Genomic DNA, 22,218 nt, shown 5'->3' on the forward strand with positions numbered 1-22,218 from the left:
GGGGAGATGAGGGAGAGATTGTGGGGGGTGTGGGAGGTTGGGGAGAATATAACTATTGCTTCCCATGCCCAATGCCCCATGCCCAATGCCCCATGCCCCATGCCCCATGCCCATCACACAGCTTTTTTACCCATAACGCGGAAGAATATCTTCTCCAATTCCACCCAGACAAACATTAAGGCACTAAAACCAATACAGATAGCTAATTCTGTACCATTTATGAAGTGAGTACCAAAGAAAGCTCGTAGGGGTGGAACATAAACTAGCATGAGTTGCAAAATTGTGGTGACAACCACAGCACCCAAAACGAACTTATTCGATAAGGGATTCATTTCTATGGTTAGCTGGTTATTTGAGCGAATAGCTATAGCATGACCCATTTGGGCAATACACAGGGTAGTGAATACCATTGTTTTCCAAGAGTCTGGATCGCCTTGATAACCTGGTGTATGGGTATGGTTGTAAGCCCAAGCCATTAAAGCAATGGAAATGATCGCAAAGACAATCCCAATCCGCACCATGTAAGCACCCAATCCCCTAGCAAAGATACTTTCGCGGGGGCTGAAGGGGGGACGTTTCATCACATCTGGTTCTGGGGGTTCTACAGCTAAAGCTAAGGCTGGTAAACCGTCTGTAACCAAGTTCATCCAGAGAATTTGTAAGGGGCTGAGGGGAACGCCGCCCAAACCGATTAATGGTGCAGCCGCAATGGTTAAGACTTCGCCAATATTACTACCGAGAATATACTTAATAAAACGGCGGATATTGGTATAAACTACTCTACCTTCTTTAGTAGCTGAGACAATGGTGGCAAAGTTGTCATCTAGCAGTACCATGTCGCTAGCTTCTTTACTCACATCTGTACCAGTAATCCCCATTGCAATGCCGATATCGGCTTGTTTTAAGGCGGGAGCATCGTTAACACCATCCCCGGTCATGGCAACAAATCTACCACGGCGTTGCAGGGCTTTGACAATTCGCAGTTTGTGTTCTGGGGAAACTCGCGCATAAATGCTGACTAAGTCTACATGTTGCTCTAATTCCTCGTCGCTCATGCGCTGTAATTCTTGTCCGGTAAGGACACGCGCACCTTCTTCGGCTATCCCTAAATCAGATGCGATCGCTTTTGCTGTTAACTGGTGATCGCCTGTAATCATCACTGGGCGAATCCCCGCTTCTCGACATTCTTGCACAGCCGCCCTGACTTCTGGGCGTGGCGCATCGAGCATTCCCACTAATCCCAGCCAGACTAACTCTTGTTCTGAGGTTTCATCTGAGCCTTCTGGGGGAACTTCTGCAAAGGGTTTATAAGCGAAACCTAGTACCCGTAACCCTTTACTCGCCATTTGGTCATTTTCTGCCAAAATTTGCTGGCGTAGTGCTTCGGTTAAGGGGGCAGCATGTCTACCTAAGTAAAGTTGGCTACAACGCGCCAAAATTAACTCTGGGGAACCCTTGGTAAACATTAAATACTGTTCCGATTGTAGAAAACCAGCGATCGCGGGGTCAATATCTGTGCCGGAAGCATCACCAGTAGCCACCGCCTTAACCTGAGAAATGACGCTCATGCGCTTACGTTCTGAGGAAAAGGGAAATTCCGCTACTCTGGGTAATTTACTCTCCCATTGGTCTTTTTCAATACCAGCTTTCCCTGCCAGGGTCATTAATGCGCCTTCGGTGGGGTCGCCTAAAATCGCCCATTCCCCTGCTTCTTTTTGCAGTACGGAATCATTACAAACAGCACAAGCAACTAGTAAAGCGGAGATTTCCGGATATTCTTCTACAGCTATTTTTTGTTCATTTAATTGAAAATCACCTGTAGGCGCGTAACCTTGTCCTGTGACTCGGAATGTAGAATTATTTGTATAAACTGATTGCACGACCATTTTGTTCTGAGTCAGAGTACCAGTTTTATCAGAACAGATGGTAGTGACAGAACCTAAGGTTTCTACGGCGGGAAGTTTGCGAATCAAGGCGTTTTGCTTGACCATGCGCTGAGTTCCCAAAGCCAAGGTAACGGTGATGACGGCGGGTAAACCTTCGGGAACCACAGCCACCGCCATACTTAAGGAAACTTCTAGCAGTTCTTGTAAGTTGCTAAATCCCCTGGCTTGGATGACACCGCCGATGACGACAATGGCGACAAGTACCAAAGAACCGCTAACCAGGACGTTACCAAGTTGGGTCATCCGTTGCTGTAAAGGCGTTGGTTCGCTCTCTACTGATTGCAACAAGGTAGCAATTTTGCCTAACTCTGTTTTCATTCCAGTGTTAGTAACTAAAACCTTGCCGCGTCCTTGAACAACTTCTGTTCCTTGGTAAACGACATTAATGCGATCGCCTAATGATGTATCTTCTGGTAGTTGTAAAGTAGCTTGCTTATTGACAGCTTCCGCTTCGCCAGTCAGCGCCGATTCTCGGACTTGTAAATTCGATTGTTCAATCAAGCGTCCATCGGCGGCTATTTGTACCCCCGCTTCTAGCAGCATCACATCCCCAGGAACTATTTCCTTGGCGGCGACATCCAAGAGTTTGCGATCGCGAATAACGCGCACTAGGGGCGAAGATAATTTTTTCAAAGCTGCCAGGGCTTGTTCCGCACGGCTTTCTTGCACATAGCCCAGGATACCATTGAGAATGACAATCGCCATAATCGCGATCGTATCTTTAAATGGCACTTCCCCAGGTTTCAGGCTACCGCCTTGCCATGCCACCAAATCTAAACCCCCAGAAATGATAGCTACCGCGATCAGCATCAACAACATAATGTTCTTGAACTGATCTAACAAAATCTCCCAAGCGCTGCGGCCACCCTGTTCTTCAAGTTCGTTGGGGCCGTACTTTTGCAGCCGTTGTTCAACTTCTTGGGGTGTTAAACCATTGTCTGCATTGCTATCAAGCAGGTCTAGCGCTTTATCAACTTCTAAACTATGCCAAACAGTGGCACCTTCAGGCAGAGAATTAGCAGACATCGTGTAAGTCACAGGAAAAGGTTACAGAATTCGATCATAATTTAGTGATGGCTGGAAAAACCATCCACTAAAGTTACATACAGGCTCTCGCCAAATTGTAATAGTGTAGATGTGATTCCTGGTATTTGTCACTTTCTCATCCGGGGATTAGTATGTGTTATTTCCTGGGTCAGAGTTGTTTTAGAACACATTGCACTCATAATAGTAAGCAAGACAAATCTGCAACTTGGTCACATGGGACGTACTACCACCAATTATTTTAGGCGTGCTAACCGATTAAATGAATATGCTTAATACGAGTTTCCCACTTCCCAGTATGACCGTTAGCCAGATGTTTGGGCAAAGAACAATTCGACCGCTAACTGCTGCCGCCTTGGGTGGTATTGCTTTCATTAAAGATAGACTTATTGCTATTGATACTATTAAAGGACATCTGCTAGAAATTGACCCCATTACAGACAACAGTAAAATTCTCAATCCCCACCAAGTTAAGGAATTTACTGAAGTCACTGGTATAGCAGTATGGGAAGATACCCTTTGGGTCACCCGTGGTAACAGTGTCTATCGCTGTCAAATCAATTCTTTAGGTCTAGAGCATTTTGTTACCTTGCCTTATCCGGCTGATGGCGTGGCTGTTTGGGAGTCAACAGTTTATGTTAGCTGCCACAAGTTAAGCTCTATCTTGATTTATGAGTCTGAAACTCGCAAAGAAATTACCAGATTTTACGCGCCTGGGGTCGGTGTTGAGAATTTGGTGGTAACTCAAGATACTCTGTGGGTGAGCGATCGCACAGAACAAACGGTCTTTTCTTTAGATCGGGGTACGGGAGAAATTCAATTTACTGTCCTCACGCCTTTTGACTCGCCTACAGGAATTGCTGTCCATAAAGATGGGGAAACAGGCAAAGAAACCCTATATGTCGCTTATGCTTCCGAAGAGCCTTATATTCGCGATAATCCTAATGCTGACCCCAATCACGAGCTAACATACCGCGATCGCACTTTCATTCATCCCCTGTATTATCATTACGAGCCAGAAAAGCGCTACGCCCTTTCTAATGGCTATCTGATTGAAATGTCCTACGCTGAGGAGATAGCGCCGTTAGAAGAGGTGTATTTAACCAATTTAGAATGGCGCATCGCTTTACCATCGGAAACAGAACGTCAAAAAATTAAACATGTTGAACCCATCGGTTTACCTTTTACAGAAGAAGTAATTGATGGACAACGGGTAGCAGTATTTAAATTTGATACCCTCACCCCCGGCGAACGCCATATTTTTGGCTGGAAAGCGACTTTAGAAGTCCGGGGAATTAAATATCGCATTACCCCCAAAGACGTAGAAGATATTCCCGCACTCTCATCAGAATTTGAAAGCCGCTACCTCGTGGATGATGACGATTTAGCAATGGACTCTACCATTGTCCGCCGCGCCGCTAGAGATGCCGCAGGTTCGGAAAGCAATTTATTGCGGAAAATGTATAGCATCCGTAATTATGTTTACGATGAATTATCGTATGGTATTAAACCATACATTGATACTCCCGATGTAGTTTTAGAACGGGGAGTAGGTTCTTGTGGTGAATACGTCGGCGTTTTACTCGCCCTGTGTCGTTTGAATGGTATTCCCTGCCGCACAGTAGGCAGGTATAAATGTCCACCAAACGGGGAACTAAAAGGTATACCCTTACAGCCAGACTTTAACCATGTTTGGTTAGAATTTTACATTCCCAATATTGGCTGGCTGCCTATGGAATCTAACCCCGATGACATAGGCGATTCCGGGCCATATCCCACCAGATTTTTTATGGGTTTATGCTGGTATCACATCGAAATTGGCAAAGGAGTCTCCTTTGAAACCATATCCAGCCAAGGCGAACGCTTAACCAAAGAAGACATTGCCATTGGCGACCTAGCAATCAATCATATTCGCTTTACAATTCTTAAAGAATTGCCACCATTTTAAATTGGGCATTGGGCATTAAAAATAATTTTAGATTTTGGATTTGCGATTTTGGATTGTATTTGAATCTAAAATCCAAAATCTAAAATCTAAAATTCCTAGCCCCTAGCCCCTAGCCCCTTTAAAATCGGCATAGAATGACCTTGAGGCTGTTTCAAATCCGCAAAATCACAGATGGTACGGAATGGGCAGAAGCGACAGTGAGAACCGGGATTTGGGGGGAAGATTTTACTAAAATCCCCGGTTCCTTGATGATATTTTTGTAAATCTCGCTGATGTTGCTGGGCTATGTGAGCTAATTCAAATTCTAAGGATGCTAACTCGTGATGATTAATGCGGATTAATTCGGACTTTTTACAAAGTTCCAAATTATAGAACGATGCCACAGCTTCCCGTCCTGGGTAGAGATAACGCGCCGCGAGGAGATAAACTAAGGCCTGACGCTGATCGAAGGCAGCTTTACCCGTTTTAAAATCAAGGATATGTAAAGTGCGATCGCTATCAATAAAGACACAATCCATAGCCGCATATAAACGGAAGCAATAATCATCCTGGTCAATTAAAATTGGTTTCGGGAAGCCTTCATCCCCTGGTGTTAATTGGAGGATGTTTTTATTCAACAGCAAAGGCGCGTTATGGTATTTTTGCAAAATTTGCCGCACTCGCTGTTGCACTTCACGATCGGTATGGCTTAATTGCAGTAGTTTGGCGACTTGATCTACACCATCCGATTGCTTTAATAAATGGCGGTGATGGTGAAATTCATAAACCCCCTTTTGGGCGAGGATACCAATGCGTTGCGGTGGAGTTGCTTTACCTAGCAGTGCCTTCACTTGTGGTTCATGCTGACGCGCTTTGACAAACCCCCGTCTCATCTGGCAATGCCAGCGTTCTTGCCCTGTCGCTGGGGCAACTAAAGACCAAAGGTGGTAACTGGCAAAAGGTCGATCGGGGATTGACATCGCTAACAAGCAGTGTGAAAAAAAAATAACGATGAAGATACTTGCGGCTACGCACGCTTTGCGCGAAGCTTCCTATAGTAACGAAGTTGGAAGGGAGTCTGTGGCATCCATGAGCGCTAGTAGCAAATCCAGCAAGATTCAATTTGGTACTGATGGTTGGCGAGGAATCATCGCCGACGATTTTACTTTCCCCAATGTGCGGAAAGTAACAAGAGCGATCGCTAGCTACCTCGAAACGGCCTATAGCAAAGACAGACCGGTTTTGGTTGCCTACGATACTCGGTTTTTAGCTGATAAGTTTGCCCAAACAGCCGCCGAAGTCCTAGCAGACTTAGGCTGGACGGTAAAAGTTACCGATCGGGATTGCCCCACACCAGTAATTGCTTACAACGCCCGTCACCTAAACTCAGCAGGGGCGCTAATGTTTACGGCAAGCCATAATCCTGCACCCTATTGTGGGATTAAATATATCCCTGACTATGCTGGCCCTGCCACACCAGAGATAACTGATACTATTGTGGCAAATATCGAAAGTGCATCAGATGTGCCACCTAGTGATAGCCCATCGGGTTCTATCTCTATTTTCGATCCGAAACCAGATTATCTGCAATTTATCTACACCTTAATTGATGTTGAAACTATCAAAAAAGCCCAATTAAAGGTAAAATACGACGCTTTGTATTCTACTTCTCGCGGCTATTTAGATGAAGTTTTGCAACAAAGTGGCGTACAGCTAGAAAGTTTCCACACTTGGCGAGATGTTTTGTTTGGTGGCGGAATGCCAGAACCTAAAGGCGAACAACTCGTTGAGTTAGTCGAAGCTGTACGCGCCGATAAAGCAGATTTAGGTTTAGCCACCGATGGCGATAGCGATCGCTTTGGGATTGTCGATGAACAAGGTAACGTCCTTACCCCTAATACTGTGCTGCTGTTGTTAGCACGCCATTTAATCAAAAATAAAGGCAAAACAGGCGCAATTGTCCGCACTGTCGCCACAACCCACCTTTTAGATAATTTTGCAGCGAAATACGGGCTACCAATTTATGAAACAGCAGTAGGCTTTAAATACATTGGTGAAAAAATGCGGGAAACCACCGTATTAATTGGTGGTGAAGAATCCGGCGGTTTAAGCGTAATCGGGCATATTCCCGAAAAAGATGGCGTTTTAGCCGATATGCTAGTCGCCGAAGCGATCGCCTATGAAGGTAAGCCTTTAAGTCAACTAGTCAAAGAAGCGATCGCCGAAGCCGACGGACCGCTTTACAATAATCGTCTGGACTTACACCTCACCGAAGCCCATAAAACCGCAGTTATCGACTCCTTCACCAAAAACCCACCTACAGAAGTAGCGGGAATTAAAGTTAAAGAAGTCGGTCGCAAAGACGGCATTAAACTTTACTTAGAAGAAGGAAGCTGGGTATTACTGCGTCCCTCCGGTACAGAACCCCTGGTACGGGTTTATTTAGAAACCAACTCACCGGAAAAACTCAAAACCATCGCTCAAGAAATGGAAAGTGCGATCGCTAAACTGAAATAGAACCTCATCTTTAACCCCCTCTTCTACAATGGAGAGGGGTGTAAATAATTATGAAAAGTATTAGTAAATTTTTGATATCTGTAGTAATAGCTGTATGGGTAATAGCGATCGCGCTCATCTCAGTACAAAATGCTACACCAGTAAGATTAAAATTTTTATCTTTCCAATCAATTCAAATACCAGTAGGTTTAGTACTAGCTTTTTGTGTAGGTGTAGGATTAGTTGGCGTTACAGTCCTACAACCTTTATGGGGTATTGCTGATTCAAGAAAAGGTAATTCTCGGTTTGATGAAGATGCCGAGTTTTTTGTCGATGATGAAGATTTTTGAGGCGTAAAATTAATTTGTACGGGTGAGTTTTGCAAAAGTGGCTTCTACTTCCTCATCAGTTGCAAAATCTACTATTTCAGCTTCAGCAATTCCCTTTTGAATCTCTTTGAGTTGCCACTGATGCATCTCTAAATAAGCGTCTATTGCCTGATTCAATACGTAACTGCGATCGCGGTTTATGCCTGCGGCAATGGCATCTAGTGTAGCCTTCTTCTCGCTATCTATCCGAAAGGTTATGTTTTCTTTGCTCATTGTCCTATCAGATCAATTTGTATTTAATAATATAGTAGGTGTAGGGTGGGCGCTGCCTACCAAAACCACTCACGGTGTTTCAATAAAAATTACGAATTAGGAATTAGGGAACTCCAACAATTAAATTATCCGACAAGTAGGGGCACGGCATCCACAGACTTTCGGTAATAGCGATATTTTATCGATGCCGTGCCCCTACAATTGGGATATCTTTAGTTAGAAATCCTTAAAAAGCCCCCTGGAAGCCTGGGGCTATAAGAACGAAGCCTGCAACTCAAAAATTTTAAGTATTTTTACTGGGTAAATAGTATCTTTTTAGATTTAGACTGGATAATTGTATTAGGACTTACGCAAAACCGGATTATTAAATATTAAAGAGAATTTTAACAAATGCAAGCCTCAGAAACTAAATTGGAACAGATTATTGAAGGAATAAAGCAGTATGTTGTACCTTTATTTCAGCGCCCTTACAGTTGGACAAAAACTCAATGGCAAGCTTTGTGGAGTGACCTTTTGGAACTCTGTACAACAGATAATCCTCGCCCTCATTTCATGGGTTCTATTGTAACGATGCCAACTGTATCTGTTCCTGAAGGAGTCACTAAATATCTTCTGATTGATGGTCAACAACGGTTAACGACGGTTTTTATTCTTCTTGCTGTTTTACGTGATATAGCCAAGCCATCGGAACCAGAACTAGCAGCAGAACTAGACAACACTTTTCTAGTAAACCCCTATAAGAAAGGTTTAGACTACTATAAGTTGCAGCCAACACAAATAGACCGTGAATCCTTTCATAGGATCATCCATTCGCAATCGCAGATTAATGGAAATGGAATTTCCGAGTGTTATTTATTTTTTGAAAAAAAAATTAGGCAGAGTAGATTAGATTTTCAAAAAATCAAACAAGTTATCTGTAGACATCTATCACTTGTAAGCGTAGTACTTAGTACTGATGACGATCCATACTTAGTCTTTGAAAGTCTAAATGCTAAGGGAAGACCGTTGAACCAGGCAGATCTTATTCGCAACTATTTCTTCATGAAAATTCATGCAGATAGCCAGGAATCTGTTTATGCTCAATACTGGCAACCTATGCAGGATCTTTTAAAAGATAAGTTGACAGAATTTATTCGTCACTATCTGACAAAAAGCGGTGTAGAAGTCAAGCAGAATGAGATTTATTTTGAAATAAAAGAGCGAATTAATAAGGATGATGCGCTATCTTATTTAAAGAGTTTATCTGTATTCGCTGAATACTATGCAAGGCTTTTGAATCCAGAACGAGAAGTTAATGCTAAAGCACGTAAGTATCTTCAACGCCTCAATCGCTTGGAAGTTGCCACTGTGTATCCATTTCTTCTTAACTGCTATGATGATTGGATGCAAAATAGAATCACAGAAGAAGAATATATTTCGGTTTTAAAAATTATTGAAAACTTTATTCTTAGGCGCTTTGTTTGTAATATTCAAACAAGAGGATTAAATAGAATATTTGCACTACTATACTCACAAGTGATTAAAGATATTAGTCTAGGTGATGATAACTTTATTGGGCGATTGAAGTTAGCCCTTCAGAATCGAGACTATCCAAAAAATACAGAGTTTAGAGCTAGGTTGATGGATGTAGACCTATACACAGGCGATCGTTCTCACAAGGGAAAACTTATTCTTGAATCCATAGAAGAATCTTTCAATCATAAAGAACAAGTATCTTTTGAGAAGCTGTCAATTGAACACATCATGCCACAGACCACAAGCGACTGGTGGAAAGAACATTTAGGAAAAGATTGGGCAGTAACCCACGAATTACTGATTGATACTTTAGGAAATTTGACACTGACAGCATCAGAGTATAATTCAGCAATGTCTAATAGTGACTTTTTGACTAAGCGAAATCTATTTCAGAATAGCCATTTAGAATTGAATAAGTATTTCGATAATGAAGAGTACTGGTGCAGAGAAAATATTGAAGCAAGAGCAGAATATCTTGCTGATATTGCTTTACAAATTTGGAGCTACTTTGGCAATGAGTTAGCACAATCTTCTCAAACCAGTAGTTTAACAGGTAGCAGACCAAAACAACTATATATCTTTGGTCAAAAGCATTCTGTGAAAAGTTGGCGTGAGGTTTTGACAATTACATTGAATGTAATCGCCAATCTGGAACCTGAAAAATTTCAAGACATAATGAAAAAATTTCCTCGTTTTGTAGGATGGGATGAACAATATTTTCATGAGAGCAGAAAAATTGATAATGGAGCATTTATTGAAGTCAACTTATCTGCAAAAGACATTCACACATTTTGTCGAAAAGCTATAGAAACTGCTGAACTATCGGTTGAAGATTGGCACGTTGAAACAACAAATTAGTGATTTGAGATGCAAATTTGATGAGGAAGATCAGCTTGATTTAACATCTTTCTCATTACAGTATGCATGTGCCATTTTTCCTGACAGTGAGGAAGCTGAGTTTTAAGATGCATTTGTAGGGGCGGGGTTTTCCCGCCCTTAACAACATCCACGGTCAAAGAAAACCATTACTTAAGTTAATTGTAGCCTCAAAAAATCAATAAATTCCAGCAATTCTGTATCCGAGAGATGATAACGCGATCGCTTTCCATATCTCTGCTGTAAATATTCTCTTCCCTGCTCTGGTGACCAATTTAATTGGTCTAAATATATATCGCTTTGAGCAATAAAACTCGCACGAATTTCTGACATATCTATATTATTAGATATTTCCTGATGCTGTTTATCTTTATGTTGCAAATTATTGATTTTGAGACTAACTTTTTGCCCTAAAGCTTGCCAATCTATTTCTCTATGACCATCCCAACTCACTCCCACAGAACGAAAAGTGACGGGATTATAAATTGTACAAAAAACAATAGTTCTCTCTCCAGGACTAACAGCAATAGTCAGTGGTTTAATTAACTGTTCATAAGTCAAAACATCAAGTGAAAGTAACAAACTTTTGGAAAAATAAGATTCGCTTCCTGACCTGACAATATAAGGCTTATCTGCCAAAATATGCAAATCAGTTTTTTCAGCTTCTCCATAAGAAGTTTCCACTTTCTTATTAACTTCTATTCCTGTAATTAACCCGGTTAATGCTTTGTCATAAATTGGTATTTGTTTTTGCTCATCAGATAACATATACCAGCAGTGGTCATTTTCTTTGCTGACAAAAACATACTGAGGCTTAGGGATAGAACCAAACCCTAATTTTACTTTCATAGCTGTGATGATGTTTTGGTAAAGAGAATTTGGCAGCAATTTTGGCTAAATTGCGCCGTTTAGCGATCGTTTCCTTTACTGCTATAATTCCCGCATCATCCAGCCCATTAACAGCAAATAATGCCAATTTTAAATTGGGATGCTCCCAATTTTGACGCAATACCCTAGAAGGGTATTGCTATACCAACAAAGCCTGCGAAGGCAGGCTTCGTATTTCTAGCCCCACCCTTATAGGGTGAGGGCGTTTTTGCACATTTGGGATGCTCCCTTTTAAATTAAATTTCTGGCTCTATACCTAAATCTTTCAATCTCGCTGTTAATAATAGCACCTGTTGTTCTGCTGCTAACCGTTGCTGTGCTTGAAAATGGGCTTGTTCTTCTGCTTCTTGAATGCGTTCATCTGGTGTGAGTAATTTTTCCCCTTTCTCGTCATACCAGTACAACCACTCTCTGACAATTCCTTGATAAATTCCCCGTTCTCGCCCAATTCCTAAACCGATTTGTGGTAACCAAACAGGACTACCAGACATTAATAAATATTCACCGTCTACAAGTTGGTAAACTTCCAAAGCTGGCTTTTTGCGACGGAAAGGATTGTAAATAACGTAGTATAAAACGCCTAACTTTTTGGCATAAAATTCTTTTTTACTGCTGTATTCTCCTTGATGAATTTGGGAAACAACTTCTAAAACCAAAATTGGCGATCGCTCTTCTTCCCATAAAACATAACTTAAGCGTAAACTTTCATCAACAACGCGCTTCACTCCCAAACTCAGAAATCCATGAGGGACAAGGGCTGGCTGGTTAGGGTCATAATAAATACCCATATTCACCCCAAAAAACCAATCCCAACGTTCTGACCAGTTTATCGCCAAGGTATTTTCGAGCAATGCCGAAATGAGATGCTGTAATTGATTATCCACAGGATTGTCATCAGAATTGGGTAATTCTTCGGAAGATGGTAAACAGTGTAACGGGTTGTAGTTTAACATAATCGTTATGGTAAATGCTGACTCTAAATAGATTGTTCTCAAATAGCCAAAGTTTTATTGTTGATATCTTCAGTCAATTTGATGTTTTCGTTAAAATTAAGCTAGATATAGCAATCTCATCTAAGTTGTGAAAATATTTTTTTAATGAACCGCCAAGACGCCAAGTACGCCAAGGACAAGAGGAAAAAATGAGAATTAGTAAATTTCACAAATGATTTAGGATTCCTATAGCAGTAATATCTAATTTTATAAAAAGATTGTCAAATGTCATACAGTCAATTCAGTTTAGAAAGTATAGAGACTACCTTTGACATCACTATTCAAGAATCTGTAGGGATTTTTGCTGATACACCTCCTGTAGAATACAGCAGTTTTTTAGCACAAACACTTAAGAAGTATATACCCTTGGCGTTAGCTATTAGTACTGAAAAATCACGTTCTGAATTAATTTTGACACCAATACTAGTAGAATTAAAAGAAATATTTCAAAATAAAATTAGTTTATTTTCTGGTAGAGAATTTAATGTTAGTCCAGAAAAAGGATTAACAGGATTTTGTGATTATATTATTAGTCAATCTCCAGAACAAATAATTATTAAAGCACTGGCAAGGAGGTAAGAGAATGAGCTTTAGCCAGTTCTATGAAAAATATACACTACATGATTCCCACTGGCTGGGCATATTCTATAATGTTGCTTATGAACAAGCCATAACACTAGCTATTCAGTGGGATGTTTTCTGGCTACCCGAAGAAATCAAACAAAACACTAGTGATAACTCGCTCTACTTGTTTATCAGGTTGACAGGTATCGAGCAGGTAAGTACGACTAATTATGTTGATATTGGATATGTTTGTCGAACAATAGCTAATAGCGAATTTGCAGAATTTAGATAGCAAAAAAATTTTGGCTATTGATGACGTGTATGGAGGAGCAATCAATATAGTTTATAAAGGTCTAGAAACCTTCTTAGCAATGATAGAAGACAAGAGTATTTTAAGTATTTAAAGATGCGTATGTTGGGTTTCACTCGGTTAAACCCAACATATACAAGGGTTTGGGGTGTTGGGTTTCGTTCCTCAAACGCCAGTTGCTACAACGGGGGAAACCCCCGCAACGCACTGGCTCCCCAACCTACATTTGTAGCAATCATTCTTCAAATTGGTATTAGATTTCCAAACACAAATGACAAATGACAAATGACACGCGAAGCGCAATAAAAAAGAGCGGGTATAAACCCCGCCCTAAAATTAATAGTCATATCAACTATTAATCTTTTCCTAATTACCAATTTCTGGTGCAACTAAGGAAACTTTTGGTGCTTCTTTTTGCTGTGCTAATGTTGGCACTGAATCGCGCAACCTTGCTGTTAACTGCACGGTTGTAGAGTCATACATTTGAGTTAACAGCTTGGGATAGAAACCAATACCAATAATTGGCACTAACAAACAAGCAATGATAAAGACTTCGCGCGGTTCAGCATCAATCAATGCTTGGTGAGAAACTAATTCTTCGTTCTCTTGACCGTAGAAAATTTCACGTAACATTGACAGCAAATAAATTGGAGTTAAAATTACCCCAACGGCCATCAAGAATACCACGATGACTTTAAATGTAGAGCTATATGCATCGCTGGTAGCAAAGCCTACAAATATCATTAATTCTGCTACGAAACCGCTCATTCCTGGCAAGGCTAAAGAAGCCATTGAACAGGTGGTAAACATAGCGAAAATCTTCTGCATTCTCTTACCAACACCACCCATTTCATCTAACATTAGGGTGTGTGTGCGGTCATAGGTTGCACCTACGAGGAAGAATAAACTCGCCCCAATTAAACCGTGAGACACCATTTGCAATACTGCCCCACTTAATCCCAAATCGGTGAAGGAGGCGATACCAATGGTGACAAAGCCCATGTGAGAAATTGAGGAGTAAGCAATTTTCCGCTTCAAGTTGCGCTGGGCAAAGGATGTCAAAGCGGCGTAGATGATATTTACTACCCCCAAAATCACTAACACCGGTGCAAAATAAGCATGGGCATCGGGTAGCATTTGGGCATTCATACGAATTAAGGCGTAACCGCCCATTTTCAGCAGAATACCAGCCAGTAACATGTGTACTGGTGCTGTAGCTTCACCGTGGGCATCTGGTAGCCAGGTGTGCAGGGGAATGATGGGCAACTTAACGGCGTAAGCAATCAAGAAGCCAGCATACAGTAAAAGTTGGAAATTCAGGGCGATGTCTTTTGCAGCGAGCGATCGCATATCAAATGTGACTGTATCGCCATAAAAGGCCATTGTCAAAGCGCCCAGCAAGATAAACAGCGAACCGCCAGCCGTATACAAAATAAATTTGGTCGCTGCATATTGGCGTTTTTTACCACCCCAAATCGCCAGCAATAGGTAAACCGGAATCAATTCCAGTTCCCACACCAGGAAAAACAACAGCATATCCTGGACGGCGAACACGGCGATTTGACCGCCATACATCGCCAGCAGCAAAAAGTAAAATAGCCTGGGTTTAAGAGTCACAGGCCAAGCTGCTAAGGTCGCCAAGGTGGTGATAAATCCGGTCAAAATAATTAGGGGCATAGATAAGCCATCTGCCCCTACTGACCATTTCAAGTCTAGTTGCGGTACCCAGGCGTAACTCTCCACCAACTGCAAATCGGGGTTGGAGAAATCATACCCAGTGTAAAAAGTGTAAACAATCAGTGCAAAATCAATCAATCCCACAATTAAGGCGTACCAGCGTATGGTTTTGCCGTCCTTATCGGGGATGATGGGAATCAGTAGCGACGCGGCTATCGGTAACAAGATAATCGTCGTCAGCCACGGGAAGTTAGCTGTATTCATCGCCATTCGCCTGCAATCAAGATCATGTTTGGCAAAAAGTCACTAGCTATTAAGTAGCAGCTTTTTCGCGATTTGTTGTCTCTTGTTAGGTTGATTTAATAAAAATTGGCAATCTCTCATTTTTGCTTTTGGGAGTCTTTTTTTACATTTGGGGGTACTGAATGTAGGTTAAAATACTCCCCGTCAAGTCTAAAATTTACCCGAAAAAAGCCGCTAAACTAGAATTTTAGCGATCGCGTGACTGAGTTTGCTTTATCCCAACAGGTCTTATGATAATCGAACAAATTAAAAGTCAGATTCGTTATATCACCAACGTAGATGGAGAATTAATAGATGTCATCGTCCCTATAGAACTTTGGCAACAGCTGATAAGTTCCATAAATTCTGATACCGCCAGTGGTTTAGCTTGGATTGATGAACAAGAGCCAAAAGCACAAATATTAGCCGATTTGCAAGATTCTGTGAGACAAGCAGCAGTAGGGCAAACTTTCCCAGTGTCAGAGCTTTGGGACGATATCCAAGCCTAGATTTATGGCAGAAGTTAGGTTTACATCTCCTTTCAAACGCCGCCTCAAAACTCTGAGTAAACAACGTCTGTACTATCAGCTTTATGAGTGGTAGCAGAGAAGCAAATAATAAAACTAAGCTGCATATCGAATAATCTCCAATTCTGCTCCATTATTAATAGCTGACTCTGATTTTTCTAAAACCTGTTCTGTAACTGCATCACTTAAATAATATTCACCGCAGTTATTACAAATTTCTGCTGGAACTTTTTTTAAGACGAATGGTATCTGACTTTAACCTCTCACGAATGACGAGTTACAGAGATTACAAATTTTTTTATATCTTTTCAGAAATTACAGTTTACAAGTCTTTACGCAAGAAAATATCCCTAAAAAATCCTCCTAACCTTACCTTCTCTTCCCAGTCTCCAATCCAAGTCCAATCCTGAGAATAACCTATCCTCATAGGGAGGTGACCTTCTGGTGCTGTTATATCAAAAGTAATTTCATAGTCATTCAACCAGTGTCTTCCGCAGATCCAGCCTACAACAGCACCAAAAGCTTCCCAAACTTTATATTTGTCCTGTTTAGTAATTGCCCCCAGATTTTGATAAATACGTTTTTGCACGGAAAAACCAAAACGTCCATTGCTGTATCTCACCCACAATTGATCAATGGTGCGTAGGTCTTCACAAGGGAAATTCCTAATACTTTCAGAATCTAACCAATTTTTATTTTTCCTTTTAGCTACCGTTAACATTAATTCTGCTGTTTCTTCATCAGCTTCTTGCCACATCCCTCTCATGAGGAAATCACGCAGTTGGGTGTAGTCAATTCCTACAGATGATATTAGCTCAATATCATTTAATTGAGGTAATTTAGAAGTTTTTATTTCATAACTTGGAGAGTAACATAACAAGTCTTTACGCGATAGAAGAGAGAAACCACCCCCACATTTATATCCAACATAAAAAGCAACCTCAACCAAACCTTCCCAATCCCGTCCTAAAAAACTAAATAAACATCTCACTACAGGAAGGTGCGCCTTTGGTGCTGTTAGATCAAAAGTAATGGCATTGTAATATAACCAGTCGCCCCCTATCTTCTTCCAGCCTATAATTTCCCCAAACTTACGCCAAACTTCTGAATTATATTGCCAAATTTGTTCCGTTCCCCCCATATTTTTATAAATAAGCTTTTGAACAGAAAAACCAAAATGCCCGTCGCTGTATTTTACCCACAACTGGTCAATGGTGCGGAGGTCTTCACAAGGGAAGTTGTCACTACTTTCAACATCTAACCAACCTTCTTCTTCCCGTTTCGCTACCACTAACATTACTCGTGCTGTTTCCTCATCAGCCTTTTTCCACTTCCCTGCTGCTAGCAAGCCACGGAGATGGGTGTAGTCCATGCCTACGGCTGATATTAGCTCAATATCATCTAAATCTAATAATTTAAGATTTTGAATTTCAGACTTTGGATTGGGAAGATAACAAGTCTCAATGCGAGAGAATATATCCCACCCTGCATTCATAAATTCAAAACTGCTCATAATTTTGAAAATCAAAACCCACAGACACGCTGGAAATTGGGCTTCTGGTGCTTTTATATTAAAAGTAATATGTTTGTAATATAACCACTGTCCTCTTTTTCTCCAGCCTACAATCTCACCGAACGCTTCCCAAATTTTTTGATCGTAATACCTCGTTCCACCCAGACTTTGATAAATTTTTTTCTGTGCAGAAAAGCCAAAACGTCCATTACTGTATTTTTCCCACAATTGGTCAATAGTGTGGAGGTCTTCACAGGGAAACTTATCAATACTTTTAACATCCAACCAACCTTCTTCTTCCCTGTTCCCAACCGCTAGCATTACTCGCGCTGTTTCCTCATCAGCCTCTTTCCACTTCCCTACTGCGAGTAAATCAGCCAGTCGGGTGTAGTCCATCCCTACGGCTGATTTTAATTGTACGTCTCCCTGTATTTTGCTATTGACTAAACCTAATAATTCCCGAAATTCTCCTACAGTCTGGGGACGATTCTCTACTTCCAACTCCATCCCCTTGATAATGGCATTATTGACCCTATTACTAATCCGAGAATTATAATACTGTGGTGGTTTTAAAGGTACAGAACTATACTTGCGAATAATTGACTCATGTATATATTCATATTTTTCTTTCAGTCCATCCACAGTCAATAAATAATACAGCGTTGTCGCTAAAGCATAAACATCTGTATAAAAACCCAAATTTCCATCAGGATGATATTGTTCCGGTGGTGCATAACCTGGGGTGCGTCCATCCCTTGTGGTAAGTTTATCAATTTTGCAAGCCAGACCAAAATCAACTAAAACCGTTTCCTTTTTACCGCGACGTAAAACAATATTATGGGGTTTAATATCCCGATGAATCATCCCATCTTGTTGGTGAATATATTCTAAAGCCTGTCCGATTTGGTCAATATACAACAGCGCATCATCTTCTGATAATTGCCCATATTCATCAACATAATCATTTAAATCTACACCATCAATAAACTCCATCACCATTCCCCACAGCCCATCTTCCTGAATCATTTTATGGACTTTGACAACATGGGGATGAGAAAAAGCACGGAGATTAAAAGCCTCATTCACAAATTTTTCCTGTTGCTTAGGAAAATCTTTAGCCCTTTGTCGCTTCCCGTTCAGGGTTTTGATAGCGACTAACTCCCCAGTGCTTGTTTCTACCGCACTATAGGTAATACCAAAACCACCTTCACCCAACACATCTTGAATAATATATTTACCATCACTGATAGATTGATTGGGTATCCACATACGTAGATGCAATAATAAATATTTTTATACCTTACATGGCAATTTTAGATCAAATAAACGTATATGGCTTGTATTAAAAAATCTTGTCATCCTATTCCCAATGGAGGTTTTGAGATGATGTTTGAACCGCCAAAAGTGCGGATGGAGAGGAAAGTTTGCGACAAGCGGCTCAACGGGTGGATCAGATTGTAGACCCCACAGCCAAGGCGAATTTGATGGCAGCGTCAGGTATTTTAGCTGGGCTAAAATTGGGAGATGAGGTTGTTTATCGCATCCTACGGAGAGACATTATGCAGGAGTCCACTGTTTATCGTGCCATCGAAAGAGATGCCCGGAAAGAGGAGAAGCGTGCGATCGCTCTCAACCTTCTGCGAGATAATTTATCAGTTGAAGTAGTTGCTCGTGGAACAGGGTTATCGATTGAGGAAGTCCAACAACTTCAGCAGCAACTGAGCGAATCACCGCCAAGTCAACCCTGATAGTCGCAGATGGGCATTTACGCAACAATCATTAGTATACGGTCTAAAAACATAAAACCCGCCTGCGCGGGTTTCAAAAACTTAATTTTTTTCTAGTCAGCGCAGCCGGAGAGAAGTCTGAGCGCAGGTTTCCTCCGCTCAGAACTTCGGAACTTCGTTTGCGTAGCCGCTATAAAAATCAGGTAATACCAAAGAAAATCACTAAACCCAAAACTGCCCCAAAGATAATTAAGGCATAGAATTGAGCGCGACCGTTTTCTAGATATTTCAGTCCTTCGCCACTCACAAGGGTGAAGAAGCCTGTGAGGTTAACAGCACCATCAACAACGCGGAAGTCAACTTCCATGACTTGTCTGGCGATGCGACGCAAGCCCATGACGAAGACGCGATGGTAAATGTCATCAAAATACCACTTGTTGAGGGAAAGCTCATAAAGTGGTTTGATTTTCGCCGCGATCGCAGCTGGGTCAATTTTACCGCGCAAATACATCAAGGAAGCCAAGGTAATCCCAATCAAGGAAATACCTACAGAAGCCCCTGCCATAATGTAAAATTCCGTCGGGTTAAACTCGGCGGCTTTTTCCAGAACTTCACTCAAGGTTTCTGTGGGTGGGAAAATAAATTCCTCAAAGTAATTGGCGTATGGTGTGCCGACTAAACCAATCAAAATCGAAGGTACGGCTAAAACTGCCAAAGGTAGAGTCATTGTCCAAGGTGACTCATGGGGAGTATCGCTGTGATGACCGTGGGATTCACCATGATGTCCGCCTGTTGCAGCTAATTCGCCTTTCTTCATCGCCCCAGGGCCAAAAGTCGGCGCTGGTTCCCCGGATTCTAATTCCAGGATAATTGTTGAAGCTTTTTTGAGCTTGTCTTTGATTTTCTCGTCAGTGCCCCGGAATTTACCTTCAAATGTCGAGAAATACATTCTAAACATGTAAAAGGCGGTAATACCGGCAGTTAACCAGCCAATTAACCATAAAAATGGGTTAGCTTCAAAGGCTTTGCCGAGAATTTCGTCTTTTGACCAGAAACCAGCGAAGGGAGGGATACCAGAAATTGCCAAGCAACCGATTAAGAAGGTAATTCCGGTAACTGGCATATACTTCCGCAATCCACCCATTAAGCGCATATCTTGGGCTAATGCGGGGTCGTGACCAACGACTCCTTCCATCCCGTGAATTACCGAACCAGAACCCAAGAATAGCATCGCCTTGAAATAGGCGTGAGTCATGAGGTGGAATAAACCGGCGCTATAGGAACCTACGCCCATAGCCATCACCATGTAGCCCAATTGGGAGATGGTGGAGTAAGCTAGACCCTTTTTGATGTCATTTTGGGTAATAGCAATTGTTGCCCCTAAAAACGCCGTAAATGCCCCCGTAAAGGCAATCACGTTCATCGCGGCGGGGACATGTTCAAAAACCGGGTACATGCGGGCGATTAAGAACACCCCAGCCGCCACCATTGTCGCCGCGTGGATTAAGGCGGAAATGGGGGTAGGGCCTTCCATCGCGTCTGGTAGCCAGACATGGAGAGGAAACTGGGCGGATTTTGCCACCGGGCCGAGGAACACTAAAATCGCAAACAGCACAGCCAGGAAATTGCTGATAGAACCTGATTGTACAAGTTCAGCTAGGCGATCGCCCATCACGCCAAAATCAAAGCTGCCTGTTGCCCAAAATAGCCCCAAAATACCAAGTAAGAGACCGAAGTCTCCTACACGGTTAGTCACAAATGCTTTTTGGGCTGCATCTGCTGCTGACTTGCGATCGTACCAAAAGCCGACCAGCAAGTAGGAGCACATCCCTACCAATTCCCAGAATACGTAAACTTGCACGAGGTTGGAGCTGACTACCAGACCCAACATCGAAGAACCGAACAAACTGAGATAGGCATAAAACCTGACGTAGCCTGGGTCATGGGACATATAGCCATCGGTATAAACCATGACCAAGAAAGCTACGGTAGTGACAATCACCAGCATCACGGCTGTGAGGTGGTCGATTGTGTAGCCCATACTCAAATGAAAATTCCCTGCTGCTGCCCATTCTAGGGTGCGGACATAGGTGGGATGTCCTTGAATTTGGCTCCACAGCAAGGTTAACGACAGCCCCATCGCTGCTCCCATTAGGGAGATAATTACCGCAGCGTTCAGCTGTCGTAGGCGGTTTGTCACCTGATTTATCGAAATTAACCCTAGACCGACCAGCATTGCCCCAAACAAAGGCAATACGGGAATCAGCCAGGCATATTGATAGATTACTTCCATCACTGACGCTTACTTTTAGGATTCTTGACTAAGTTAGAACAGCGCTGCCAAAGGTCTTCAGCAGACTGGGACAGACAGACAAGTGTTTAGACACTGCTTTTGTGGATTTGGTCGCCAGTCTTGTTTTCCTTGGGAGAAGCCGCAAAAAATCGCGGTTCTAGGTCATAGGCGACGGCGATCTTCGCATCTTCACTTTAAAGCAATCTCCATTGCAGTCAATTATCCGTCCTCAAGCAACTGTCTATGTCGAACTGTTAATAATTGTGACACACTCCCTTTAGCATAAAATACCCCACCAGGAAGTCTTTAGGTGGGGTGTTAAGCTTGGTTTTAGATTTGCTTTCCTAAATTGATAGTTAATGATCAATGGTCAAGAGATCTAATACTTAATTTTGCGTATTGACTTTTGACAATCTTTATGTTATCTACGTCCTACATCCACTGTTTTAGCGCTACTGTAGGAGGAGTAACGCTTGTTGTAGTTAAGTTTTATCTCTTCTAAGGCTAAACGTAAGTCGTCTCTGCCACGAAAACTCTCAAGACGGTATTGGATGGTGCCATTTTCAATTAACAGTAAAGTTGGCAGTGACTTCAGGCGATATGTTGTAGACAATTTAAAATTTTGGTCAGCGTTAACTGTGACTAATTTAATTTGGTCGCCACATTGGCTCTGAAATTGCAATAACAAAGGGTGGATAATGCGGCACAAACCACACCAAGGGGCTTCAAAATTCACTAAAACCGGAATAGGAGATTCTAAAACTTCTTGAGTAAATGTCCGCTCACTAACCGACAACACCATGACGCCTCTAAATTTATAGGGTTTTTATATCAAACTAACTATCGGCAGATTATATTGGCAAGCCATTGACCACCGATAGACGCTCTCTGGGCACAAATAGTTTAGACAAAAATCGATCGCGTTGATTGCGGCACCGATCAAAAAGCCACCGTAGATATCGCTTTGGCTTTGGGAAATGCTCAACTTTTGGTAGTCACTGCTACTGAGGTATGCAAACTAAGCTAGTCATCTGTCAGT

19 protein-coding genes are annotated in these 22,218 nt (G+C 41.9%); 8 read left to right on the forward strand and 11 right to left on the reverse strand.

Annotation, left to right across the window (positions count from 1 at the left end):
- Positions 1-113: 113 nt before the first annotated feature.
- Complete coding sequence (locus AACW45_RS02795) at positions 114-2,972, reverse strand: cation-translocating P-type ATPase (protein WP_190627530.1); 2,859 nt, start codon at positions 2,970-2,972, stop codon at positions 114-116.
- A gap of 286 nt (positions 2,973-3,258) precedes the next feature.
- On the opposite strand from AACW45_RS02795, the gene AACW45_RS02800 reads away from it, so the two are divergent.
- Positions 3,259-4,938 (forward strand): transglutaminase domain-containing protein, encoded by a 1,680-nt coding sequence (locus AACW45_RS02800; RefSeq protein ID WP_190627352.1) that lies wholly within the window; start codon positions 3,259-3,261, stop codon positions 4,936-4,938.
- Positions 4,939-5,033: 95 nt separating this feature from the next.
- On the opposite strand, the gene AACW45_RS02805 is transcribed toward AACW45_RS02800, so the two are convergent.
- Complete coding sequence (locus AACW45_RS02805) at positions 5,034-5,897, reverse strand: PD-(D/E)XK nuclease family protein (RefSeq protein ID WP_190627354.1); 864 nt, start codon at positions 5,895-5,897, stop codon at positions 5,034-5,036.
- A gap of 109 nt (positions 5,898-6,006) precedes the next feature.
- On the opposite strand from AACW45_RS02805, the gene AACW45_RS02810 reads away from it, so the two are divergent.
- Both AACW45_RS02810 and AACW45_RS02815 read left to right on the forward strand, forming a co-directional pair.
- Positions 6,007-7,434 (forward strand): phosphoglucomutase/phosphomannomutase family protein, encoded by a 1,428-nt coding sequence (locus tag AACW45_RS02810; protein WP_190627533.1) that lies wholly within the window; start codon positions 6,007-6,009, stop codon positions 7,432-7,434.
- A 50-nt stretch (positions 7,435-7,484) separates the two neighbouring features.
- Positions 7,485-7,763: a lipopolysaccharide assembly protein LapA domain-containing protein gene (locus AACW45_RS02815; protein ID WP_096644478.1), complete on the forward strand. Its 279-nt coding sequence runs from the start codon at positions 7,485-7,487 to the stop codon at positions 7,761-7,763.
- 9 nt (positions 7,764-7,772) lie between these two features.
- Here the strand turns inward: AACW45_RS02815 and AACW45_RS02820 are convergent, their stop codons facing one another.
- Positions 7,773-8,015, reverse strand: coding sequence for a CopG family ribbon-helix-helix protein (locus AACW45_RS02820; RefSeq protein ID WP_190627356.1), 243 nt, complete (start codon positions 8,013-8,015; stop codon positions 7,773-7,775).
- 390 nt (positions 8,016-8,405) lie between these two features.
- Here AACW45_RS02820 and AACW45_RS02825 point away from each other — a divergent pair, with 390 nt between their 5' ends.
- A complete protein-coding gene (locus AACW45_RS02825; protein WP_190627358.1) occupies positions 8,406-10,388 on the forward strand; it encodes a DUF262 domain-containing protein in 1,983 nt (660 codons plus the stop codon).
- A gap of 171 nt (positions 10,389-10,559) precedes the next feature.
- On the opposite strand, the gene AACW45_RS02830 is transcribed toward AACW45_RS02825, so the two are convergent.
- The 3 genes from AACW45_RS02830 to AACW45_RS02840 form a co-directional block, all read right to left on the reverse strand.
- Positions 10,560-11,255, reverse strand: a complete 696-nt coding sequence (locus AACW45_RS02830) for a hypothetical protein (RefSeq protein WP_190627361.1) — start codon at positions 11,253-11,255, stop codon at positions 10,560-10,562.
- Positions 11,221-11,415: a hypothetical protein gene (locus AACW45_RS02835; RefSeq protein WP_190627363.1), complete on the reverse strand. Its 195-nt coding sequence runs from the start codon at positions 11,413-11,415 to the stop codon at positions 11,221-11,223. Before AACW45_RS02835 ends, AACW45_RS02830 begins: the two co-directional genes overlap by 35 nt.
- A gap of 115 nt (positions 11,416-11,530) precedes the next feature.
- Positions 11,531-12,247, reverse strand: coding sequence for a Uma2 family endonuclease (locus tag AACW45_RS02840; protein WP_190627365.1), 717 nt, complete (start codon positions 12,245-12,247; stop codon positions 11,531-11,533).
- A 264-nt stretch (positions 12,248-12,511) separates the two neighbouring features.
- On the opposite strand from AACW45_RS02840, the gene AACW45_RS02845 reads away from it, so the two are divergent.
- Together AACW45_RS02845 and AACW45_RS02850 are read left to right on the forward strand one after the other, a co-directional pair.
- Complete coding sequence (locus tag AACW45_RS02845; protein ID WP_242045441.1) at positions 12,512-12,865, forward strand: hypothetical protein; 354 nt, start codon at positions 12,512-12,514, stop codon at positions 12,863-12,865.
- 4 nt (positions 12,866-12,869) lie between these two features.
- Positions 12,870-13,142 (forward strand): hypothetical protein, encoded by a 273-nt coding sequence (locus tag AACW45_RS02850; protein WP_190627367.1) that lies wholly within the window; start codon positions 12,870-12,872, stop codon positions 13,140-13,142.
- A 384-nt stretch (positions 13,143-13,526) separates the two neighbouring features.
- Here AACW45_RS02850 and ndhD1 read toward each other — a convergent pair whose 3' ends face one another.
- Positions 13,527-15,101 carry a photosynthetic/respiratory NAD(P)H-quinone oxidoreductase subunit D1 gene (gene ndhD1 / locus AACW45_RS02855; RefSeq protein ID WP_190627368.1) on the reverse strand — a complete coding sequence of 525 codons (1,575 nt, stop codon included), beginning with the start codon at positions 15,099-15,101 and terminating at the stop codon, positions 13,527-13,529.
- 269 nt (positions 15,102-15,370) lie between these two features.
- On the opposite strand from ndhD1, the gene AACW45_RS02860 reads away from it, so the two are divergent.
- Positions 15,371-15,628, forward strand: coding sequence for a hypothetical protein (locus AACW45_RS02860; protein ID WP_190627370.1), 258 nt, complete (start codon positions 15,371-15,373; stop codon positions 15,626-15,628).
- 114 nt (positions 15,629-15,742) lie between these two features.
- Here the strand turns inward: AACW45_RS02860 and AACW45_RS02865 are convergent, their stop codons facing one another.
- Both AACW45_RS02865 and AACW45_RS02870 read right to left on the reverse strand, forming a co-directional pair.
- Positions 15,743-15,895 (reverse strand): YgiT-type zinc finger protein, encoded by a 153-nt coding sequence (locus tag AACW45_RS02865; protein ID WP_190627535.1) that lies wholly within the window; start codon positions 15,893-15,895, stop codon positions 15,743-15,745.
- 73 nt (positions 15,896-15,968) lie between these two features.
- Positions 15,969-18,428, reverse strand: a complete 2,460-nt coding sequence (locus AACW45_RS02870; RefSeq protein WP_306414976.1) for a serine/threonine-protein kinase — start codon at positions 18,426-18,428, stop codon at positions 15,969-15,971.
- Between the two features lie 155 nt (positions 18,429-18,583).
- On the opposite strand from AACW45_RS02870, the gene AACW45_RS02875 reads away from it, so the two are divergent.
- Complete coding sequence (locus tag AACW45_RS02875; protein WP_190627372.1) at positions 18,584-18,907, forward strand: hypothetical protein; 324 nt, start codon at positions 18,584-18,586, stop codon at positions 18,905-18,907.
- 178 nt (positions 18,908-19,085) lie between these two features.
- On the opposite strand, the gene AACW45_RS02880 is transcribed toward AACW45_RS02875, so the two are convergent.
- Together AACW45_RS02880 and AACW45_RS02885 are read right to left on the reverse strand one after the other, a co-directional pair.
- On the reverse strand, positions 19,086-21,179 hold the full coding sequence (locus AACW45_RS02880; protein WP_190627374.1) for an NAD(P)H-quinone oxidoreductase subunit 5: 2,094 nt from the start codon (positions 21,177-21,179) through the stop codon (positions 19,086-19,088).
- 421 nt (positions 21,180-21,600) lie between these two features.
- Complete coding sequence (locus AACW45_RS02885; RefSeq protein WP_190627376.1) at positions 21,601-21,981, reverse strand: thioredoxin family protein; 381 nt, start codon at positions 21,979-21,981, stop codon at positions 21,601-21,603.
- Between the last annotated feature and the right edge of the window lie 237 nt (positions 21,982-22,218).

The sequence above is a fragment of the Calothrix sp. FACHB-168 genome (assembly GCF_963889195.1).
GTDB classification, from domain to species: domain Bacteria; phylum Cyanobacteriota; class Cyanobacteriia; order Cyanobacteriales; family Nostocaceae; genus Aulosira; species Aulosira anomala_A.

Excerpts from the sequence above, each read along its gene's own strand:
- AACW45_RS02795 (WP_190627530.1), bottom strand. The coding sequence starts at position 2,972 with ATGTCTGCTAATTCTCTGCCTGAAGGTGCCACTGTTTGGCATAGTTTA.
- AACW45_RS02805 (WP_190627354.1), bottom strand. The coding sequence starts at position 5,897 with ATGTCAATCCCCGATCGACCTTTTGCCAGTTACCACCTTTGGTCTTTA.
- AACW45_RS02870 (WP_306414976.1), bottom strand. The coding sequence starts at position 18,428 with ATGTGGATACCCAATCAATCTATCAGTGATGGTAAATATATTATTCAA.
- AACW45_RS02815 (WP_096644478.1), top strand. The coding sequence starts at position 7,485 with ATGAAAAGTATTAGTAAATTTTTGATATCTGTAGTAATAGCTGTATGG.
- AACW45_RS02860 (WP_190627370.1), top strand. The coding sequence starts at position 15,371 with ATGATAATCGAACAAATTAAAAGTCAGATTCGTTATATCACCAACGTA.
- AACW45_RS02840 (WP_190627365.1), bottom strand. The coding sequence starts at position 12,247 with ATGTTAAACTACAACCCGTTACACTGTTTACCATCTTCCGAAGAATTA.
- AACW45_RS02810 (WP_190627533.1), top strand. The coding sequence starts at position 6,007 with ATGAGCGCTAGTAGCAAATCCAGCAAGATTCAATTTGGTACTGATGGT.
- AACW45_RS02820 (WP_190627356.1), bottom strand. The coding sequence starts at position 8,015 with ATGAGCAAAGAAAACATAACCTTTCGGATAGATAGCGAGAAGAAGGCT.
- AACW45_RS02800 (WP_190627352.1), top strand. The coding sequence starts at position 3,259 with ATGCTTAATACGAGTTTCCCACTTCCCAGTATGACCGTTAGCCAGATG.
- AACW45_RS02830 (WP_190627361.1), bottom strand. The coding sequence starts at position 11,255 with ATGAAAGTAAAATTAGGGTTTGGTTCTATCCCTAAGCCTCAGTATGTT.
- AACW45_RS02845 (WP_242045441.1), top strand. The coding sequence starts at position 12,512 with ATGTCATACAGTCAATTCAGTTTAGAAAGTATAGAGACTACCTTTGAC.
- ndhD1 (WP_190627368.1), bottom strand. The coding sequence starts at position 15,101 with ATGAATACAGCTAACTTCCCGTGGCTGACGACGATTATCTTGTTACCG.
- AACW45_RS02850 (WP_190627367.1), top strand. The coding sequence starts at position 12,870 with ATGAGCTTTAGCCAGTTCTATGAAAAATATACACTACATGATTCCCAC.
- AACW45_RS02880 (WP_190627374.1), bottom strand. The coding sequence starts at position 21,179 with ATGGAAGTAATCTATCAATATGCCTGGCTGATTCCCGTATTGCCTTTG.
- AACW45_RS02825 (WP_190627358.1), top strand. The coding sequence starts at position 8,406 with ATGCAAGCCTCAGAAACTAAATTGGAACAGATTATTGAAGGAATAAAG.
- AACW45_RS02885 (WP_190627376.1), bottom strand. The coding sequence starts at position 21,981 with ATGGTGTTGTCGGTTAGTGAGCGGACATTTACTCAAGAAGTTTTAGAA.